The sequence below is a fragment of the uncultured Acetatifactor sp. genome, assembly GCF_948601915.1.
Classification (GTDB): domain Bacteria; phylum Bacillota; class Clostridia; order Lachnospirales; family Lachnospiraceae; genus Acetatifactor.
In genome coordinates this window covers 1-20789 of sequence record NZ_CAPDXS010000007.1, presented here as the reverse complement: position 1 = coordinate 20789, position 20789 = coordinate 1, and the positions used below count along the sequence as shown (strand labels likewise).

The window sequence follows — 20789 nt, the reverse complement described above, 5'->3', positions numbered from 1 at the left end:
GAGAGCAAATTTTATTCGGAAGGGCTCTCATAAAATTTCCTCTCGTGCGCCTTCGGGACTTTACTCGCTGCGCGATGGCTCTAAAGAGTAAAGTCCCTTCGGCGCACACTTTTGAGAGCAAATTTTATTCGGAAGGGCTCTCATAAAATTTCCTCTCGTGCGCCTTCGAGACTTTACTCGCTGCGCGATGGCTCTTAAATTGCCGTGGCCGGCAATTGCGTAAAGTCCCTTCGGCGCACACTTTTGAGAGCAAATTTTATTCGGAAGAGCTCTCATAAAATTTCCTCTCGTGCGCCTTCGAGACTTTACCCGCTGCGCGATGGCTCTTAAATTGCCGTGACCGGCAATTGCGTAAAGTCTCTTCGGCGCACATCTCTTCACTCAGAAATTAAAATACAGGAACACGCTCACCTGGGACAGGGAGAGGAAGGCCCAGGTGAAGAGGGTGGCCAGGCAGAACGCGCCGCCCAGGGTATGCCCCTTTTTTTCGATCCAGGCCTCTGCCTTCCCTCCCGCCAGCAGCGCTGCGCCCACCGCCGTGAGCAGCAGGAAGCAGGACAGGAACAGCCCGTTGGTCAGCCCCGGCGCAGCCATGTCCAGGAGCTTGCGCAGCGCGTAGTTCTCCGGGAAGACCAGTGTGTTGCACACCCCCAGCAGCTTCCCCTGGCTGCCCGCGGTGAACAGCTTGCGCCACAGAAGCGCCGCGGACTCCAGCGAGTCGCTGCGGAAGACAGAGAAGGACAGGGTGACGAATACCGCCGTGGCCGCCCGGTTCATCCATTCATGCCGAAAGCGCGCCCGAGGAAAGGCGGTCTCAAAGGCCGCCGCCAGGCCGTGCATCAGCCCCCAGAGGACGAATGTCCAGTCGGCCCCGTGCCACAGGCCGCTGACCAGGAACACCGCCAGCAGGTTCAGGATCTGCCGCCTCTTCCCCTTCCGGTTCCCGCCCAGCGGCAGGTACACATACTGGGACAGGAAGCGGGACAGGGTCATATGCCATCTGCGCCAGAATTCCCGGACAGAGGCCGCCTTGAAGGGAGAGTCGAAATTCTCCGGAAGCCGGAAGCCGAACATTGCCGCGATGCCTCTGGCCATGTCGCAGTAGCCGCTGAAATCGAAATACAGTTCCATCATATACCATACGATGACAATCCATGCCGTGGGGGTATCCAGCATGGCGATGTTGTCATACTCCGCGTTCACCAGCATGGCCAGCGAGTCCGCAAGCAGCACCTTCTTCGCCAGGCCCAGGATGAACAGGGTGGCCCCGTCGTAGAAGCTCTCCGGTGAGAAGCGCCTGTTCTGTCTGCCCTGCAGCTGGGGCACCAGCTCGCTGTGGAGCACGATGGGGCCCGCGATCAGCTGGGGGAAGAAGCTCACGAAAAACACATAGTCCAGAAGAGGGTAATGGGGGGCGTTCCCCCGGTATCTCTCGATGAGGAAGGACATCTGCTGGAAGGTGAAGAAGCTGATGCCAAGGGGCAGGGCGATTTTTTCCAGCCTGATATCCGTGTGCAGGAGGAAATTGCAGTTGTCGATGAAGAAGTTGAAGTATTTAAAATAAAACAGCAGGCCCAGATTCCCCAGGACGCCGCAGACGAAAAGCCCCCTGCGGAAACCCCCGCCGCGGATCCTGCGGAGCAGGAAGCTGAAGGCATAATTCCCCGCAAGGCTCACCAGCAGGATCCACAGGTAGCTCACATTATAATAGCCGTAGAACCAGAACGACATCCCGATGAGGAATGCCTTGGCCCAGGCCGGATCCTCCAGCTTCTGGAGCAGGAACCACCCCAGAAGCGCCAGCGGAAGGAACACCGTAATGAATATCACCGAGTTAAAAAGCATCTTATCCCACCTTCAACGAATAGTCGCTCCTGTCCAGAGAGAAATTGGGGTTGTAATAGGGGTCGCCCGCCTCCAGCTCCTTCTTCCACTTTTCCCGGAACCGAGCCGATTCCCGATTGTAGCGCTCCGCCCGCTCTCCGGTATCGTCCAGGCCCCTGGAGGCGGATTCATAGTGGAACAGCTCCGCGAAGGGGGTGAAGACGTTCAGGAGCCCCATCCGGCGCAGCTTCAGGCAGAAGTCCACATCGTTCAGGGACACCGCGAAGTCCTCGTCCAGGCCTCCCGCCGCCAGGTACAGTTCCTTTTTCACCAGCAGGCAGGCCCCTGTCACAGCGGTCACGTCCTGGGCATAGCACAGCCGCCCCATGTAGCCCAGGTTCTGGCGGTGCTGCCTGTAATGGGTATGCCCCGCCGTCCGGTGGGCCCCCAGCCCGATCACCACCCCGGCGTGCTGGATGGTCTTGTCCGGATAGTAGAGCTTGGCCCCCACGGCCCCCACGTCGGCCCGCTGGGCGTACATCAGAAGCTCCTCCATCCAGTTGACGGTGATGACTTCCGTGTCGTTGTTCAGCAACAGTATATATTCGCCTGACGACTGCTCCACGCCCAGGTTATTGATGGCAGAATAGTTGAATTCCCCTCTGTATGTGACGATCGCGATTTTTCCGTCCCGGCTGCGCAATGTCTCCCTATCCGGCAATCGGCCATCCCTCCGCAGAGATTGGGGATTGCTTTCCTCTTCCTGCCTGGACCCGCTTATCCTCTCTTTTTCTGTGTGCGCCTCCGAATGGGATTTCTGGCCGGAATCCCCCGGCTCTGTCGGAACATCGCAGCCATACCCCAGCAGCTGGCTGTAGTATTCCCGGATTTCACTGGTTTCGCTGTTGTTCTCCACGATGACGATCTCATAGTTGTCATAGGTGGATTTCTCCAGGATGGAGGTGACGCACCGGCGCAGGTCTGACCCATGGTCTTTGTTGGGGATGACGATGGAAATCTTCGGTGTGCCGATAATATTGTAGCGGATGCGGAAGATGGTCTCGAAGGCCCTGGTGCTCTCGATCTTGAAATGCTCATAGCCATGCTTCCCAAGGTGCTCCGCCACCGCCCCCTTGGCCGCCTCGATGGCGTAGGGCTTGGCGTCGATCCCCGCCGCCACGCTGCCCGCATGGCTCCGCCAATAGTACAGGAGCCTGGGCACATGGACGATCCTCTCCGCGTTGTCCGTGAGCCGCAGGATCATGTCGTGGTCCTGGCTGCCGTCGAATTTGGGCCGAAACAGCTCCTCCCCGTCCAGGAGCTTCCTGGAGAAGACGCTGAAATGGCAGATGTAGTTGTTGGCCCGCAGATTGTCCGGGGCGTAGTCCGGCTTGAAGTGCATGGTCAGCATGCGGTTGATGTCGTCCCCCTTAAAGGTGGTCTCATCGCAATACAGATAATCCGCATCCTGTTCATTGATAGCCCTCACATACTCGTAGAGCGTGCTGGGGTGGAGCAGGTCGTCCTGGTCCAGCAGGCCCAGATACTCTCCCGTGGCCATCTGCAGACAGGCGTTGGTATTGCCCGCGATGCCGCCGTTCTTGTCCAGATGCCGGTAGCGGATCCTACCGCCGGATTTTTCCGCGTATTCCCGGCAGATCTCCCCGATATAGCCGTGGGCCTCATCGGAGCCGTCCGCCAGGCACAGCTCCCAGTTCTGATAGGTCTGGGCCATGACGGAATCCAGCATTTCCCTCTGGTACTGTTCGGGATTGTTCCACAGGGGCACCAGGATGCTGACCTTCACCATCCGTGGGAACAGAGCCTCACGCTCTGCCGCCGCCTGCTCCGGGGAGGGGAAGCTCTCGGTGCCGAACTGCTTCATGGCCTGGCGCTCCCGCTTCTTGTAGGAGAGCTTTTGCAGCACGCCCCTGGGGCCGCCGCAGTTCCTCAGCCTGTCCCGCTGGCGGATGATCCAGTGCAGCACGTCCCTGGCGGGCCTGCTGGCTTTCCAGAGGGGATTATTCTTGATGCGGTTCAGCTTCCACTCCAGCTCCTCGTTCTTCGCCTCCAGGTCGGCGATCCGGCCCGCCAGGTCGGCGCATTTCAAATGCTCCCGCTCATAGGCCTCTCTGAAATCCATCTCTTCCATACTCTCCCTCATTTCCATGCAAAACCTCCGGGCTGTGGAACGTTACGTCAGATCCCGGGCCATGGCCAGGGGCATCCGCACGATTTCTATCCTGGCCCGGAGCAGGTTCTCCTCCCGGCGCTTCAGCTCCTTCAGGCCGATGTTGATGTTCGGGTCCTCCGTGGGGAAGACGATGCTGGGGCAGTCCCTCTCATCCTTCGCCCCCTTCCCCCGGGGCGGCTTCACGATCCGCCCGTTGGCGTACAGGAGCTTCCGCTTGTGCAGGGGCACCGCCTCCCCGTTGAAGGTCATCTCCGCGATCTTCACCATACAGGGATACATCCCCGGATCGATCCGCAGCATCTCCACCTCCCCCGACACCTGAAGCTCCAGCTCTATCAGCCAGTCCCCCTGATAGGCGTCCCTGACGAAATAGGAGTCCTCCTCGCTGTAGCCCTGTCCCCTGTCCTCGTAGATCTGGACCCGGTTCACGTCCTCGGAGTCCTGATATCTGTCCAGCCAGTCCTGGGGATTCATGATGGCGCAGCCGATCTTCTCCCGCATCTCCGCCATGGAGCAGCGGTTCCCCGTGACGAACCGCTGGAACTCCCCCTCCTCCTCCCAGAACTCCTTCACGTCCTTCTCCGTCATGGCGCATTCCCGCAAGATCCAGTCCAGGCCGATTTTGTTGCGCCTCTCGTCCTCCAGCAGATACCAGTAGGCCGCCCGGAAGGCCAGCCTCCTGGTGTCCATGGGCTTGCCGAAGGTCCACTCATAGTCGATCAGCGTCCACTCGCCCTCCAGAAAGCCCTCCAGCCCCCCGTCCTTCCCCGGCCGGGGCCGGATGAGCACATTCCCGAAGACAAGGTCGAAGTCAGAGGCCGGGTAGTCGCTGTTGTAGCCCACCCGCTCCGCGAACTGCCGAAAGAGCCTGCGGAAGGCCTCCGTGTCCCCCCGCTCCAGGCATCCGTCCATCACCTCCAGAAGGGGCACGCCCTCCACGTACTCGAACCTAGCCTCCACGGTCCCTTCCGTCTCCGCCAGCTCACAGGCATTGACGGAGAGCCGCCCGCCCCGGTACCGCTCCGTCAGGCTCTCATAGGCCGCCTCCATCCCCCTGACATGGGCGGCGGCAGCCCGGGTCATGGGGGATTTCCTCACCGTAAGCCCCCTGTCCCCGGAAGCCTCCCGGCTCTCTGAAATCTCCGTGCGGATGGCGTACTCCGGTGCCCGGTCATTGGAATACTTCACGAACTTCGTGTCGAACCCCTCCCCGATCACCGCCAGGTAGGAATTGGAGAACACCGGGAACAGCCCCTCCTCCACCAGCCCGTCAAAGGCGTTCTTTTCGTTGAAGAGCTGCATCCTGGACCTGTCGAAATTCCGTTTATTGTTGAACAGCTCCCCTTTTTTCGGGAGATATTCGTCGCTGTACAGGGAGGTCATGAACTTGTAATCCGGGTAGGGATAATAGAAATGCCACTCCCCTGCGCCGCAGCGTCCGAAGATGCTTTCCAGCCCGCCCCTGCCGAAGGTGCGCACGTCCCCGCCCGAGGCGTAGTTCTCGATGCCGGAGAAATAAGTGCCCAGATGATCCTCCCTGCAGCCCGCGAAATATTTCAGCCCGTACCGGTTCTCTATGGCGATGACGATCCTGCCCCCCGGGGCCAGATGGGCCATGAGCCTTTTCAGATAGTCCTCAAAGGGCCTGGCCCCGCCCATGTAGGCCTGGCCGTACTCAAAGACCCCTATCAGGCAGATGTAGTCGAAATCCGCAGACAGCTCCGGCTCGATGTCCCTGAAGTTCCCCACCCGGATCGTGACATTGCCGCACTCCCTGTGCCTGTAGGCATTGATCAGGCTGCGCTTTCTGGACAGCTCCAGGCAGGTCACTGTCCCCGCCTTCCTGGACAGCGCCCCCGTGATCGCGCCGCAGCCGCTGCCCACCTCCAGCACCTTCGCGTCTTTGTCCATGGGGATCCAGTCCACGATGTTCTCCCGCAGGGGGGAGAGGTGGTACAGGATGGGCCAGACCCTGCGCTCCTCGATGATGCGCTCGTACTCCGCGGCCGTCCTGCTTTTCGCGATGTCCAGCAGCTCGTCCTCCATGGCCCCCTCGCTGTAGAAATCCTCCCCGGGATACCGGCTGTAATCCAGCTTTACTTTTCCAATCTCTTCTATCCTTTTCTCTGCCATGTCCCCGCCATTTCTCTTCAACCGGCTCCCGGAGGGTCCGCTGCCTCCGGTGCATCCGTCACCGTCACTCTGGAATCCATGTCATAGTATCCCACCGTGTCCTTATCTGACACTACTGTCACATCCAGCACGTCATAGAGCCTGTGGTACACCTGGAACCTGTCCCCCTCATAGCCCGTGACCCCCAGGGACAGCAGGTACTCCCCGCCCTGGAGGCTCATCTTCTGGGTGAATGCGATGTCCTTCACCTGCCCCGGCTCCCCGCTCTCCAGAAAGGACTTTTCGATCATGGTATTCGTCCCTGTGATCTCCGTGCCCAGGGCGTCCTTGAAGGAAAAGGCGAAGATCGGGGCAGGCACATGGGCCTGGAACCGCACCCGCATGTGCAGGGTGAACTCGCTGCCCTTCAGGATCGCCAGGGCCCGCACCCCCCGCTCATCCGTCAGATAATACTCCAGGATCCGGGCCTGCCCGGTGCCGTACTCCTGCACGTCCGGGTTCACCGCCTCCCCGGCTTTCGGCGCGCCCTCCTCCAGGGCCGCCTGCCCCTCCTCCCCGGGATTCTCTTCCGGAAGCTCATACTGTCCCACCAGCACCCGCTTATAGGCGTCTATCATCTCCTTGGGGGAGCCCTCCCCCAGAAGCGTGCCCTTGTTCAGCAGGAACACCCTGTCGCAGTATTTGCTGATCACGCTCAGGTCGTGGCTGACGAAGACGATGGTCTTGCCCATCTTCTTGAATTCCTCGAATTTGTGGTAGCACTTGGCCTGGAAGAACACGTCCCCCACGGACAGCGCCTCGTCCACGATCAGGATCTCCGGCTCGATGTTGATGGCCACCGCAAAGGCCAGGCGCACGAACATGCCGCTGGAGTAGGTCTTCACCGGCTGGTTCACATAGTCCCCGATATCGGCGAACTCCAGGATGTCCGGGAGCTTGGCGTCGATCTCCCTGTCGGTGAAGCCCATCATGGTGCCGTTCAAGTACACGTTCTCTATGCCATTGTACTCCTGGTTGAAGCCCGCGCCCAGCTCCAGGAGGGCGGAGATGCGCCCGTCCACCTTCACCTGGCCGGAGGTGGGGCTCAGCACTCCCGTGATGATCTTCAGGATGGTGGACTTCCCCGAGCCGTTGGTGCCGATGATGCCCACGGTCTCCCCCTTGCGGATGCAGAGGTTCACTCCGTTCAGGGCGTAGTGGCGCTTCTGGGCCTTATGCCTGCTTAGGCCGAAAGCGTCCTTCACCCGGTCCCTGGCCCTGTCGTACAGCTTGTACACCTTCACCAGGTCCCTGATCTCTATGGCGGGGAGCTCTACCTCCCGCACCTGTATCTTGCTCTCTTGATTTCCCATGTTACCCCCGTTGCCCTGTCCGTCCTCCGGCCGCCTACAGCACATCCGCGAAATGCGGCTTCAGCCGCTTGAACACCGCCACGCCGATTCCGAACAGCACCACCGTGACGATCCAGAAATACATGGTGGAGAAGAAGTCCTCGAAGAACCAGCTCCTCTCATAGATGGCGCTGCGGTATCCGTTCACGATATATACCAGCGGGTTCAGCTTCAGGACCACCACCCACTCCCCGGGCGCGGAATCGATGTTCCACAAAATAGGCGTGGCCCAGATCCCAATCTGCAGGGCGATGCCTATGATCTGGGTCAGGTCCTTGAAGAAGACCACCACGGCGCAGGTGGCATAGCACAGGGCCAGCACGAACACGAACAGGCAGGCGCTGTAATAGAGAATCTGCGTGGTATAGACCGTGGGATAGTACCCGTAGAGCGCCGCCACGATCAGCAGCACCGCCACGAAGAACACATGGATGAAGGTGGCGGCGATGACCTTGATGATGGGCAGGATACTGATCTTGAACACCACTTTCTTCACCAGATAGTCGTACTCCCGCAAAGCGTTGGTGCCATTGTTCAGGGCCTCGTTGAAATAGAACCAGGGCACCAGCCCCGCCGTCAGGAAGAGCACGAAGGGCACGTCCTCCACGCCCCTTCCCCCGCCGCCCATGAGCTTGTCGAAGACAATGTAATACATCGCCACAGTCACCACCGGCTGGGCCAGGGCCCACAGCGCCCCCATGGAGGAGCCGGCGTAGCGCTTCCTGAAGTCGTTCTTCGCCAGCTTCCAGATCAGATGCCTGCTCTGGTACAGCTCCACCGGAATGGTGGTGAACTTCTCGTACCACTTGGCAAAGACCAGGCAGGCGATGAGGATCACCCCGCAGGAGAGGGCCTTTTTCAGAAGCTCCTCCTGAGGGTCTGCGCTGGGGCCGGGATTCTGGTGGATGAGGATGGCCAGCGCCATCAGAAGCCCCGCCAGGGAGAACAGGAATATCCCGCCTTTTTTACTGATTTTCATGCATCTGCCTCTTATACGCCTCCAGACCGCCCCAGTTCCTGTCCTTCTCGGTCATGATCAGTTCCATGCCCTCCGGAATGGGCCACTCCACAGCGATGTCCGGGTCGTCGTAGGCAATGCCTCCCTCGTCGTCGGGGTGGTAGAAATCGGTACATTTATAACAGAATTCCGCAAATTCCGACAAGACTACAAATCCGTGGGCAAAATTCTTGGGCACGAACATCTGCTTTCTGTTCTCCTGGGAGAGCAGCTCCCCATGCCACTTTCCGAAGGTGGGGGAGCCTTCCCTCAGGTCCACCACCACATCGTACACTTCCCCCCGTATCACCCGCACCAGCTTGTCCTGGGGGAAGCGCTTCTGGAAATGGAGCCCACGCAGCACGCCCTTCCGGGAGGCCGACTGGTTGTCCTGGACGAACACCTCCGGGATACCCGCCTCCTTATATGCCTCATAATGATAGGATTCGTAGAAATATCCCCTCTCATCCCCGTAAACCGCCGGCGTAATGACCTTCAGCCCCTCTATCCCGCATGTCTCTACCTGAATCTTGCCCATCGCAAGCCCCTCCTTCTTTACATCCGATTCTCTTTTATCCTGTCTCTTATCCTGTCTCTTATCCTGATTTTTATCCTGATATCCTGACCTCTTATCCCCCAGGCTCCGGCTCAGGGGATCTGCAGATAGCTCACGTTCATGTCCACGTTCCCCGCAATGCCGTCCACCGCGCCCTTGGAGGTGTACTGCCACATATGGTAATACCCCTGGTACAGCGGCGTGTGCCGGTACTCTGCCAGCCAGATGCAGTAGTGCTCCAGCTTGTCCACATGGAGGTTGTTGTTGTACCAGTTGCGGCTGGCGTAGACCCCCGCCGTATAGCCCGCGTTGGCGATGGTGCGGCAGAAGGCCTCGCACACCGCCGTCCTGGTGTCCGCGTCCAGGTTGTCCGCCCGGCCGTTCCCCCCTGCCCCCTCCGTGTCGATGAACACAGGGTAGTCCAGGTCGTACTCCCGGATCAGCTGCAGCACCGCGGAGGCTTCCTCCACGGCCTCCACCTCATTCACCGCCTGGGTGAAGAAATACACCCCCACGGGCATGCCGCTGGCGGCCGCGCCCCGCATGTTGGCGGCAAAGCAGGAATCCTCCACCAGGCTCCCCGTGGTGGAGCCGCGATACCCCGCCCGGACGATGGCGAACTCCACGCCCGCGTTCTTCACCCGGTCCCAGTCGATCTCGCCGTTCCACTTGGACACGTCTATGCCCACCCTGGAATTGGCGGTGGAGGTCTGGAGCTGCGAGATTTCCGTGGCGTCCGCGTCCGCTATGGCGTCCGCCACCTCCGTGTCCTCCGCGGCCACGTCGATATCCGCCTCCGTGAGGAGCAGGAGGGAGATGTCGTCGATGGCCACATACTCCACCTTATCCTTCACCCGGACCTTCGTCCCGTTCTCCGGCATCCGGTATCCTTCCATGGGCATCAGCTCCACATAGTATTCCCCCGCCGACAGGTCGCCGATGTAGATGACCCCGTCCTTGTCCAGGTCCTTGTATTCCCCCAGCCCGTCCAGCCTGACGAGGAAGCTCTCCCCTGTGACCAGCTCCCCCTGGGTGTCCACGATCTGGATGCGCAGGTCCTTCTCCACGGAGGTGACCATCATGGACAGCCTGGAGGCATTGTCCCTGGCCGCCTCCAGGATGGGGTTCGACTCCGGGTCGAAGAAGGTGTCGTCCTTCAGGAATGCCGACAGGTCGTCCCCGATCTGCCCGTTGACCACGCCGCTCTTTCCCGGATCCTGCTGCCCCTCCTCCTGCCTGCTTTCCGCCGGGGGCCGCCCGGTCCCTTTCGGTGCCTGGCCGCCCTGATCCCCGTTGGCGTACAGCACCAGGAGGGAGACCAGCAGGATCACCCCCATGGAGGCCAGGATGGCCATTCTGCGTATCTTAGAGTCCATTTGCTACCTCTACCAGATATTCTCCGTAATGGGTCTTCATCAGGGGCTGGGCCAGCGCGAGCAGCTGCTCCTTGTCGATGAAGCCCCTCTTGTAGGCGATCTCCTCGATGCAGGAGATGTAGAGGCCCTGCCTCTTCTGGAAAGCCGCCACGAAATCCGCGGCGTCCAGCAGGGAGTCGTGGTTCCCCGTGTCCAGCCAGGCGAAGCCCCGCCCCAGGGTCTCCACCCGCAGCGTCCCCCTGCGCAGGTACTCATTGTTCACGCTGGTGATCTCCAGCTCCCCCCTGGCGGAGGGCTTCACGTTCCTGGCGATTTCTACTACATCACTGTCGTAGAAGTACAGGCCCGGCACCGCGTAATTGCTCTTGGGCTTCTCCGGCTTCTCTTCGATGGAGAGGGCCTTCCCGCTCTCGTCGAACTCCACCACCCCGTACTCCCTGGGATCCCGGACATAATAGCCGAAGATGGTGGCTCCCTTCTCCCTGGCCGCCACCTCCCGCAGCACCCGCGAGAAGCTCTGTCCGTAGAAGATATTGTCCCCCAGCACCAAGGCCACCCTGTCTCCGCCTATGAAGTCCGCCCCGATCAGGAAGCTCTCCGCCAGCCCGTTGGGGGCTTCCTGCACCGCGTAGGACAGCTCCATGCCAAGCTGGCTCCCGTCCCCTAAAAGCTCCCGGAACACGGGAAGGTCCCTGGGCGTGGAGATGATCAGGATCTCCCGGATGCCCGCCAGCATCAGGGTGGACATGGGATAGTAGATCATGGGTTTGTCGTATACCGGCATGATCTGCTTGGAGACCGCCTTGGTCAGAGGATACAGCCTGGTGCCGGAGCCTCCCGCTAAAATGATTCCCTTCATAACATACCTCCGTCTGCGTCTCAAAACGCGCTAAATGGGAACGATGTGATTCGTCCCCATTTTTCCCGGGAATTGTTCAGGTCGTTCCTGAGCAATCCCTTACTTTTCGTACATGTCGGCGTAATATTTCTGGTAATCGCCGCTGGTCACGTTCCTCATCCACTCCTCATGCTCGAAGAACCACTGGATGGTCCTGCGGATGCCCTCCCTGAACATGGTCTCCGGCTGCCACCCGATGGCCGCCTTGATCTTGTCCGGCGCGATGGCGTATCTGCGGTCATGTCCCTTGCGGTCCTCCACATAGGTAATCAGGTCTGTGGTCACATGCGCCTTTCTGGGGTCGTCGTCCGGCAGCATCTCCTGCAGGGTCTCTATGATGATATGGATGATCTCGATGTTCTGCTTCTCGTTATGGCCGCCTATGTTGTAGGTCTGGAACAGCTCTCCCTGCTCCTGGACCATGTCGATGGCCTTGGCGTGGTCCTCCACGTAGAGCCAGTCCCTGACGTTCTTGCCGTCTCCGTACACGGGGAGCTTCCTGCCCTGCAGGCAGTTGTTGATGATCAGGGGGATCAGCTTCTCCGGGAACTGATAGGGGCCGTAGTTGTTGGAGCAGTTGGTGATGTTGGCCGGGAAACGGTAGGTGTCCATATAGGACTTCACCAGCATGTCCGCCCCCGCCTTGCTGGCGGAGTAAGGGCTGTGAGGGTCGTAGGGCGTGTCCTCATAGAAGAACGCGCTGTCGTCATCCGGCAGGGAGCCGTACACCTCGTCCGTGGACACATGCAGGAATTTCTTCCCGGGCCTGAAGCCGCCCTCCGGCAGCTCCCAGGCCTCCTTTGCGCAGTTCAGCATCACGGCCGTCCCCAGCACATTGGTGCGCACGAACACCTCTGGTTCCCGGATGCTCCTGTCCACATGGCTCTCCGCCGCGAAATGCACCACGCGGTCGATGTCGTTCTCCGCGAATATCCGGGAGATGGCCTCCTTGTCGCAGATGTCCGCCTTCACGAAGCTGTAGTTCGGATTGCCCTCCAGGCTCTTCAGGTTCTCCAGATTGCCCGCATAGGTCAGAAGGTCCACGTTGATGACGCGGATGTCGTCACCGTATTTCCGGAACATATAATGGATATAGTTGGAGCCGATGAAACCGGCGCCTCCTGTCACAAGATAAGTACGCATTTTTTATCTCCTTCCTTTGGGTAAAGCTGCTCTTAGTATAACCATTCTCCGCATCAATAGCCAAGGTAGCTGATGTTCATGTCCACATTGCCGCTGATGCCGCTGACGCTGCCCGTGGATCTGTACTGCCACAGATCGTACCTGCCCTTGTAGGTGGGAGACGCGGCGTACTGGGCCATCCATATCTTGTAGGCGTTCAGGGACGCGGCGTCTATCTGGGTCTCCAGCCAGTGCTTGTTGGAGTAGACGCCCGCCGTGTAGCCTGCGTTCTGGATGGTCTGGCAGAATGCCCTGCACACGGCCGTCCTGGCTGTCTTGTCGATGCGGTCGCCCCGGCCGCCGCTGGACTCCACATCCAGGAATACAGGATAGGAAATCTTGTAATTCCTGATCTGGTCCAGCACCATGGAAGCCTCCTCCACTGCCTCCACCTCATCCAGGGCCTGGGAGTAGAAGTAGACGCCTACCTTCAGTCCGGCAGCGATGGCCCCCTGTATATTCTCCTCAAATCTGGGATCCACGATCAGCTTGCCCTCCGTGGAGCCCCGGTAGCCGCAGCGTATGATGACGTAGGAGATGCCGGAGTTCTTCACGGCGCTCCACTGTATCTTCCCATTCCATTTGGACACGTCGATGCCCACGGTGCCGCTGCCTACCACCAGGGAGCCGTCGCTGGCGAAATTGTACTTCGCCCCCTGGATGACCTGCTCCCCCGTGACCTTCTTGCCGTCGGCCGTGAAGTAGTACACCTTTCCGTCAATGGTCTGCCAGCCGGTATATTTGGCGTCCGCCTTCACATAGAAAGCGCCTGCCGTGTAGTAATCGGCATTGGTGGCCTCCCGATAATCATTGTTCTCCAGGACGTATATCTGTCTGCCGCTCACATCCTTCAGAAGGGTGCGGGAATCCTCTCTGGGATTCCGCTTCACGGTGACGGCGCAGGTGGCGGTGACGGTCTCCGTCCCCTCGGTGTAGCTGATGGTGACGGTGGCGCTGCCCTCCGCCATTCCGGTGACAGTGACCACATTGCCCTGGGCGCTGACGGAAGCCTTCCCCGCGTCGGAGGATGTGGCCGTCACGTTCACCACGGAGGCGGCGTTGACTACGGTGGCAGTGATGTTCACCGATGTCTGGGTGTATACCGTCAGGGCGTTCTTGTCCAGCCGCATCACCATTTCGCCCTTGATGGTCACGGTGAGCACGGCCTTCCCGGCGGTCTCCGCCTTGCCGTCCTTATAGTTCGCCGTTATGGTCAGGTTCGCCGTGCCGGCGGCCTTGCCCTGTATGGTGATATTGCCCTTCGAGTCGATCACGGCGGTGGCCACCGCGGCATTGTCCGAGCTGATGATATACTCGATGGCGCCGCCCTCCTTGGAGCCCGATGCCGTGGCTATCGCAGCCATCGTCCCGCCCACCGTTCCGGTCAGGGCCGCCTGGTTCACGGTGACGCTCACCGGCGCCAGGGTAGGCGTGGGGGTGGGTGTCGGCGTGGGCGTAGGGGTAGGGGTCGGTTCCGGCGTGGGTGTCGGTGTCGGTTCCGGGGTAGGAGTGGGCGTCGGTGCCGGGGTGGGCGTAGGTGCCGGCGTAGGCGTGGGCGTAGGGGTAGGGGTCGGTTCTGCCGTAGGCTCCGAAGTGGGTTCCGGCGTAGATGTAGGCGCTTCCGTGGGCTGGGATGCCTCCGGCGCTTCCGTGGAATCCTGGCCCGGGTCCTCAGCCGTCTCGCCGGGCACGTCCTCCGCCCCTTCCGTCCGGGCTCCTTCCCCTGGCAGTCCGGCGTCCTCGCCCATATGCAGCAGCCACCTCCCCGCTGCCGCCAGCGTCATGGGATCCGGTATGGTGCTCCTGTCCACCGCCTCATAGGAAGTGGCCACCACGCTGCTCTCCACCCAGGGCACCGTATCCTGCAGGCTGGACTCCACCTGGGTATCGTTCTTCTTGGTGTCCTCCTGGCTGGCGTTTACCTCGCTCTCCTGCTTCACCTCATTGGACACGTCTACTTTCTTGTAGTCGATTTCCTTCTTGACCTCCACGGACTGGGTGTCCAGGGAAAGGATGTAATCGGCATATTTTTCATCCGTCAGGGCCTCCATGGCCACCTTGTATGTACCCGGCTTAATCTCCTTCTTATAAATGATTCCGTCCATGTCGTCATCCGACCAAATGGCCGTCTTGCCGTCCGCATCCGTCACCGTCACCGAAAAGGGCACATTGGGCACCAGCTTCTCCGTCTTTCTGTTGACGAACTTGATCTTCAGATCCTTCTGGATGGAGGTGAAGCTGGGCAGCACGGATATCTGCCTCTCATAGCCGCTCTCGTCATAGTCCTTCTTCGGCTTCTCCTGGGAATCCCCGTCCACTATGTCGGATGCCGAGGACCTGCGGGCATTGGCTACGGCCAGCAGCCCCTGCTCTCCGATCATGGTGATGCCGTCCAGCTGGGAGCCCACCTCGGCGAAATCGGCCACCTGCCTGTCTGTGGCGCTTGCGCCGAAGAATACGCAGCCCGTCACGATTGCCAGAATCAGCACCGCAGCGCCGGTGCCTGCCATCACCTTGTCCATGGTGTCCATGCCCCGCAGCGCTCTCCCCAGCTTCGCCAGAAAGCCCGCCCCGGGCCCCTTCGCCTGTGCGCCTACGGGTCTGCGGGCAATATCCCCGGAACGGGACCTCTCCGCCGCGGGACGGGTCTGCGTCCCCCTGGCATAGGACTGCCTCTCTCCGGGGCGGGAAGCCCTCCGCCCGGCAGGGACCTCCCCGTACTCCCCGTACCGTTCCTCCTCACCGGCGTATGCGTCGGCGAACTCTTCCTCTTCGTCCCCGTAGTCCCCGTAAGGATCCCCGGGCCTGTGCCCGTCCTCCGCGAAAGCCCCGCCGGCCCTTGTCCCACGGGCGTATGCGTACCTGTCCTCCCTGCAGGGAATGTCCTCTTCCTCCGATTCATACCCGATCCAGCCCCGGTCTTCCTCCGCCTCCCAGGCGCGCATCCCCTCTTCCTCTTGCGCATCCGCCATGCCGTCTATGCTATATCTGTCCGCCCCGTCTTCCATGTAGGCCTCCGGATCCGCATCTTCCATCTCTTCGCAGGTGCCTGTATAGGAATCTTCATAGGAGCCCTCACCGTCGTCTCCGTACACGGAATCCTCCCTGTCCCAGTCATGCTCCTGTCCGTCATATGCTTCCCAGTCCCGGGCCTTTTTATCAGAACGGCTGAACAATCTTTTCATGGTCATTTCCCTTTCCAAAACGAAACCGTAATAATTCTGTAATAGTATAGCATCCTTTCTGCGCCACTTCAAGCGAAATCCCATTTCTTCATAATTTTTTAAAATCTTAAAATACTTTAAAAACTTTTAAAGTCCCATTAATATTATGGACTTTCGCCTCTCATAATAGTAAAATGAGATTCATAAAGAAACGGAGAATACCTATGAAGAACAGAAAACTTTCCCCAAGCGATCCACAGCAGCACAGAATCCCCGACCTGGACATCATAGACTTAGAAGCACAGAGCCCCTTGGACGATGCCCGGCCAGGCGCATCGGGCGGCTCCCCGGAGGAGGCCAGCGGCCGGGAGGGCGGAAAGAAGCGGTGCCCTGCCTGGCTCAATATCCACACCGTGCTGCTGGCAGTGGCGGTGCTCTTCGTGGCAGGAATCGTGTATAAGGTCATGACCTTCGGCGAGTACGTGGACCTGGACGAAATCTTCTCCGACGGGCCCGGGGAGTACAGCGATACCTACGATACGATCCTGCCCCTGCTGGACGAATCCAGCAATCCCGTGTACAAGGACTACAGCCAGGGCGCCACGATCCTGGCCTTCGGCAACGCGCCCTTTGCGGATGACAGGGGCTCCGAGGACAATCTGGTGAGCCTCATGCAGAAGGAGACGGGCACCACCATCTATAACTGCTCCATCAGCGGGAGCCTCATGACCACCGTGCTCAATGACCTGCACGCGGATACCGCCCCCTGGGACGTGTTCAACGCCTACTGGCTGTGCAACATCCTGGCCGGCAGCGAGAAGGCGGACAAAGAGTACCTGGAGGCGCTGGAGTTTTTAGGCGATGAGGCCCCGCCGGAGGCCAAAGAGGTCTACGACACCCTGAAGTCCATCGACCTGGACGATGTGGACGCCATCGTGATCATGTATGACGCCAGCGACTATCTGGCCGGGCGCCCCATGAGCAATCCGGGGAACGCCACCGACATCACCACCTTCGCGGGCAACACCGAGGCCATCATCGAATACCTGCACTATTTTGCCCCCAATACCCGCGTCATCATCATGTCCCCCACCTACGCCTTCGCCCTGGAGGACGACGGGACGTACATCAGCAGCGACATGAAGCGCTACGGACAGGACGTGCTGAGCATCTATGCCATCCTGCAGTATGCCTCCTGCGTCTCCAGGAGCACCACCTTTGTGGACAACATATACAACACCATCAATGAGGACAATGCGGAGAAATATCTGGAGGACCATCTGCACCTGAACCTGAAGGGCAGAAAAAAAGTAGCCGAACGCTTCGCCTACGCGCTCAACTACTATAATCAGGATCCCCGTACCGGAGCACAGGAGTAGGTCACCCGGCAGCCGGTACGGTCAGCTCCACGGCCGTGTTCCGGTATATGATATACCCCTGCGTCTCCCCGAACCGCTCCCAGCCGTAGTCCTCCGGCTTCCCCCTTACCTTCTGGCCGGGGCGGAATATCACATAGTGGCAGCCGTTTTCGGTGGCCAGGGGGGCCAGGGTCTCCATCTGGATGACCTCCCGCTCCATCTCGTCCCGGAGGGGGTTGTGGTAATGCCATTTGTTCACTGTCAGCTCCCGGCCATAGGGCATGCAGGTCACCGGGGAGTATTGGCGCACATACTGCACCAGCTCCAGGGGGAACGCCGCCTTCACCTCCCGCCCCGGCACCTGGATTGCGTCGCAGATCTCCACCACCGCGTCCGGCACATGGTAGATGTTCTCCGCCCGGGAGAAGAGGGGGCTGCTGTAGACATAGCTTCCCGATATCCCGATCAGGCCTGCGGCGCAGAGCGCGAACAGCTCCGCCCCGGTCTTTTTTTTCTGCGCCATCTGCCCGCAAATACATACGCATGTATACGCAATCACGATTGTGATGGGGAGCAGCCACAGGATCCTGTAATAGATCTCGCTGCCCACCACCCCGTACACCACGCCGGCGAACAGGGGATTGAAATACAAAAACAGCAGCGCCAGGGGCAGATAGAGGAAGAGAATCCTCCTGGGCCTGCACTTCTCATTAATCCACAGCCAGACAAGGCACAGGACATACCATATCCCGATCAGCCCCGTGCCCATGTATTCCCGAAACAAGGCAGATATTTCGCTCCACATACGCCCTCCCGTCACAAGGAACTTGAACCTAGTCAAAAAGCAGGTACAGAACCGCATACGCCACACAGGGCAGGCAGCAGACGATCAGGGGCGCCAGTATCCCCGGCCGCTTATAGCACACGGCCCCGATCAGCCCCGCCAGCCCCACGGCCATGCATACCAGCAAGGCCCCCAAAGTGCTGCACAGGCATCCCGTCAGGGCCGCCGCGCCGAACAGCACATAGAGCGCCGCGGGGATCCGCCGCTTCTCCTGGAGCCTTCGCAGCAGCAGCAGCAGCAGCAGCAGCAGGAAGGGGATCACGATGTTCCCCAGGGCCGCCTTGCCCTGCCTGCTCCTGGCAATCATGAAGTTCTCCACCGTGTAGATGGAATAGTTCCCGAACAGCACCAAAATCTCCGTAAATATCAGGAACAGCGCCTGCTGGCTCCCGCTGGCCGGGAACAGCTCCGCCGCGAACACCCGGTAAATCCCGTAGGTCATGGCGATCAGCGCAACAGGCAGCGCCACCTGGGCCACCGTCACCACTTGCATCCCCGACAGCTTGGCCAGGAAGGCGATCCACAGGGGAAAGGGCGCCAGGCCATGCCTGCTGTCCAGCTGGGTCCCGCCCCCTGTATAGGGCAGCACCTGGTACATGGTGTCGGAATTCTCGGCCACGCTGGCTACGGCCACGTAATATGCATCGTCCGTATCCCCGTAGGCCAGCCGCACCGCCTGTACCAGCTGGAAGAGCAGGAGCCCCCAGAACACGATCCACAGCAGGACGCCCTCCCCGGACTTCCCGCCCTCCGCCCTCCGCGCCGGCAGGAAGGACCATGCCCCCTCCCTCCTCCTGCGCCGCAGCTCCACCGCTGCCGCCAAGAGCAGGAGCAAGACCGTATACCCCGCAAAAAGCGCCGCCATATGGGAAAACCGCCGCTGCCGCAATATCATGGGCACGCAGATCAGCTGGAACCCGGCCCACAGCAGGAACTGTCCGCCCACCCACCGGAAGGCCGGGCCCTTCCCGTCCTCCCCGGCGCACAGGCCGCCGATGGCCATGGGAACCGCCAGCAGCAGGAGAATCAATATCAATACCTGAACCGCCACAATCCTCATCTCCCTTTCCGCCGCTTCCCGCCTACAAGCAGAAGCGGCCCCATGTACCATAGGGCATTGACGCCTATGGTCTGCCTGTAGTCCATCCTCCCCGCCCCCCGCATGGTCAGCGCCGCCACCAGGAGGCCCGAGGCCAGGATGCAGATTCCCAGGGACAGCACCGGCCTCCCGCCGGGCCGCCTCCGCTTTCCGGAGGGCTCTGTCCCCTTATCCGGAACCGCCAGGAGGGGGGCCAGGATTCCGGAAATCCCCAACATGTACAGGAACCACCAGCACCCGTAATCCACATAGTCCCTGGTGAGCACCGGCGCGTTCTCCCGCATGACCTCGTAGTTCCTGCCGGAGTAGGAGTCGTATGCCTCCCCCTCCATCTGCAGCCTGAAGACCACAGGCGTCACCGCGTACCCCAGGACGTCCCAGCCGATCTGACGTATGACTATAGTTTTATGGTACTCCCAGCCCGTCTCCGCCATCCGCAGATAATATCCCCGGGCGGCCTCCGGGCCCACCCGGCTCTCCAGCCCCTCCTGAAGGAGGCGCATATTGTCCGGATACAGGGAGGCCTCCCAGGCCAGGGATCCCACGGCCTCCGCCACTTCCTCCCCGTAGAGCCCAAGATCCTGCCACAGCGTGGGCCAGGCGAAACGGCTGGCAAGCGCCCCCTCTAAGCTGTACCCCGGCTCGCCGCGCCTGTCCGCGTCCACTGCCCCGGACAGCCCCGCGTATACCGCCATGCAGAGCAGGGCCGCCAGAAGCCCCGCCCCCCGCCGCCCACCGGGGGGCCTGAGCAAGGCCAGCAGGAATATCAAAAACAGCGACCCCATCAGGGAATAGGGCTGCAGGGCCAGGTGGCACTGCAGGGCAAAGGGGACCGTCAGGACCGCCAGCCCCCGCCACAGGGCCAGCCCCATGCCCACCGGCCGGATTTTCTGCAGGAAGAGGGATCCCGCCAGGAACGCCGCCGCAAGCTGCAGGATATACAGGGCGGCAGAGCTTCCTCCCAGAAGACCGAGAAGCCTCCCGTACAGGGCGGAATCCGGCTCCCCGAAGCCCTGCACCTGCCCGAAGCTGCAGCATATCCAGCAGATTCCCAGGAGAATCTGGATGCTGAAGCCTATGAAAAGCATTCCTCTCAGCACCCCGCGCAGGCAGGGCGCCGCTTTCTTCACATATCCCATGGACTCCCCCGTGGCCCGGATCCTTACCTGTAGAATTCCCGGAGCTTCCCGCAGATATAATCCACCTGCTCCAGCTCCAGGCCATAGTACATAGGCAGGCGCAGCAGGCGCTCACTCTCTTTGGTGGTATACCTGTCCTCCCCGTGGAACCGGCCGAACTTCAGGCCCGCCGGCGCGGTGTGGAGGGGCACATAGTGGAATACCGCGTGGATCTCATTCTTTTTCAGGTAATCGATCAGCGCCGTCCTCTCCTCGATGTCCTTTGTCTTGATATAGAACATGTGCCCGTTGTGCACGCAGCCCTCCGGCACCACCGGCAGCTCTATCCTCCCCGCCTGGCCCAGGATCCGGAGATTATCGCAATACCGTTCCCATATTGCCAGCCTGGCGTCATTTATTTCCTCCGCGATCTCAAGCTGGGCATAGAGATAGGCAGCGTTCATGTCGCTGGGCAGGTAGGAGGAGCCGTAATTGATCCATGTGTACTTGTCGATCTGGCCCCGGTAGTACTTGCTGCGGTTGGTCCCCTTCTCCCGGATGATCTCCGCCTCCTCCACGTTCCTCCCGTCCCGGATTAGGAGCGCGCCGCCCTCCCCCATGCTGTAGTTCTTGGTCTCATGGAAGCTGAAGCACC

Annotated in this window: 15 protein-coding genes; 1 reads left to right on the top strand and 14 read right to left on the bottom strand. The window is 60.5% G+C overall.

The window, feature by feature from the left end; genetic code table 11:
• Positions 1 to 381 precede the first annotated feature (381 nt).
• The 10 genes from Q2B33_RS02090 to Q2B33_RS02045 form a co-directional block, all read right to left on the bottom strand.
• Positions 382 to 1845, bottom strand: coding sequence for an MBOAT family protein (locus Q2B33_RS02090; protein WP_300567450.1), 1464 nt, complete (start codon positions 1843 to 1845; stop codon positions 382 to 384).
• Between the two features lies 1 nt (position 1846).
• A complete protein-coding gene (locus Q2B33_RS02085; protein ID WP_300567453.1) occupies positions 1847 to 3994 on the bottom strand; it encodes a glycosyltransferase in 2148 nt (715 codons plus the stop codon).
• Between the two features lie 24 nt (positions 3995 to 4018).
• Positions 4019 to 6151, bottom strand: coding sequence for a bifunctional 2-polyprenyl-6-hydroxyphenol methylase/3-demethylubiquinol 3-O-methyltransferase UbiG (locus Q2B33_RS02080; protein WP_300567456.1), 2133 nt, complete (start codon positions 6149 to 6151; stop codon positions 4019 to 4021).
• A 17-nt stretch (positions 6152 to 6168) separates the two neighbouring features.
• Positions 6169 to 7503 carry an ABC transporter ATP-binding protein gene (locus Q2B33_RS02075; protein WP_300567459.1) on the bottom strand — a complete coding sequence of 445 codons (1335 nt, stop codon included), beginning with the start codon at positions 7501 to 7503 and terminating at the stop codon, positions 6169 to 6171.
• A gap of 34 nt (positions 7504 to 7537) precedes the next feature.
• On the bottom strand, positions 7538 to 8521 hold the full coding sequence (locus Q2B33_RS02070; RefSeq protein ID WP_300567462.1) for an ABC transporter permease: 984 nt from the start codon (positions 8519 to 8521) through the stop codon (positions 7538 to 7540).
• Entirely contained in the window at positions 8508 to 9077 is a 570-nt protein-coding gene (gene rfbC / locus Q2B33_RS02065; protein WP_300567464.1) for a dTDP-4-dehydrorhamnose 3,5-epimerase, read from the bottom strand. Before rfbC ends, Q2B33_RS02070 begins: the two co-directional genes overlap by 14 nt.
• Positions 9078 to 9187: 110 nt before the next feature.
• Positions 9188 to 10471 (bottom strand): glycoside hydrolase family 25 protein, encoded by a 1284-nt coding sequence (locus Q2B33_RS02060; RefSeq protein ID WP_300567467.1) that lies wholly within the window; start codon positions 10469 to 10471, stop codon positions 9188 to 9190.
• The gene (gene rfbA, locus Q2B33_RS02055; protein ID WP_296455179.1) at positions 10461 to 11330 is read right to left on the bottom strand and encodes a glucose-1-phosphate thymidylyltransferase RfbA; all 870 of its coding nucleotides are present in this window, start codon (positions 11328 to 11330) and stop codon (positions 10461 to 10463) included. Before rfbA ends, Q2B33_RS02060 begins: the two co-directional genes overlap by 11 nt.
• A 99-nt stretch (positions 11331 to 11429) precedes the next feature.
• Positions 11430 to 12512, bottom strand: coding sequence for a dTDP-glucose 4,6-dehydratase (rfbB, locus tag Q2B33_RS02050; protein WP_300567473.1), 1083 nt, complete (start codon positions 12510 to 12512; stop codon positions 11430 to 11432).
• A 53-nt stretch (positions 12513 to 12565) separates the two neighbouring features.
• Complete coding sequence (locus Q2B33_RS02045; protein ID WP_300782342.1) at positions 12566 to 15736, bottom strand: GH25 family lysozyme; 3171 nt, start codon at positions 15734 to 15736, stop codon at positions 12566 to 12568.
• A gap of 203 nt (positions 15737 to 15939) precedes the next feature.
• Here Q2B33_RS02045 and Q2B33_RS02040 point away from each other — a divergent pair, with 203 nt between their 5' ends.
• Positions 15940 to 17094, top strand: a complete 1155-nt coding sequence (locus Q2B33_RS02040) for an SGNH/GDSL hydrolase family protein (protein WP_300567479.1) — start codon at positions 15940 to 15942, stop codon at positions 17092 to 17094.
• Between the two features lies 1 nt (position 17095).
• Here Q2B33_RS02040 and Q2B33_RS02035 read toward each other — a convergent pair whose 3' ends face one another.
• The 4 genes from Q2B33_RS02035 to Q2B33_RS02020 form a co-directional block, all read right to left on the bottom strand.
• Entirely contained in the window at positions 17096 to 17878 is a 783-nt protein-coding gene (locus Q2B33_RS02035) for a hypothetical protein (RefSeq protein WP_300567482.1), read from the bottom strand.
• 28 nt (positions 17879 to 17906) lie between these two features.
• A complete protein-coding gene (locus Q2B33_RS02030; protein ID WP_300795029.1) occupies positions 17907 to 18977 on the bottom strand; it encodes a DUF6077 domain-containing protein in 1071 nt (356 codons plus the stop codon).
• Positions 18974 to 20155 carry a hypothetical protein gene (locus Q2B33_RS02025; protein WP_300567489.1) on the bottom strand — a complete coding sequence of 394 codons (1182 nt, stop codon included), beginning with the start codon at positions 20153 to 20155 and terminating at the stop codon, positions 18974 to 18976. Before Q2B33_RS02025 ends, Q2B33_RS02030 begins: the two co-directional genes overlap by 4 nt.
• Positions 20156 to 20178: 23 nt before the next feature.
• A partial coding sequence (locus tag Q2B33_RS02020; RefSeq protein WP_300913842.1) for a DegT/DnrJ/EryC1/StrS family aminotransferase occupies positions 20179 to 20789 on the bottom strand: 611 nt, incomplete at its 5' end.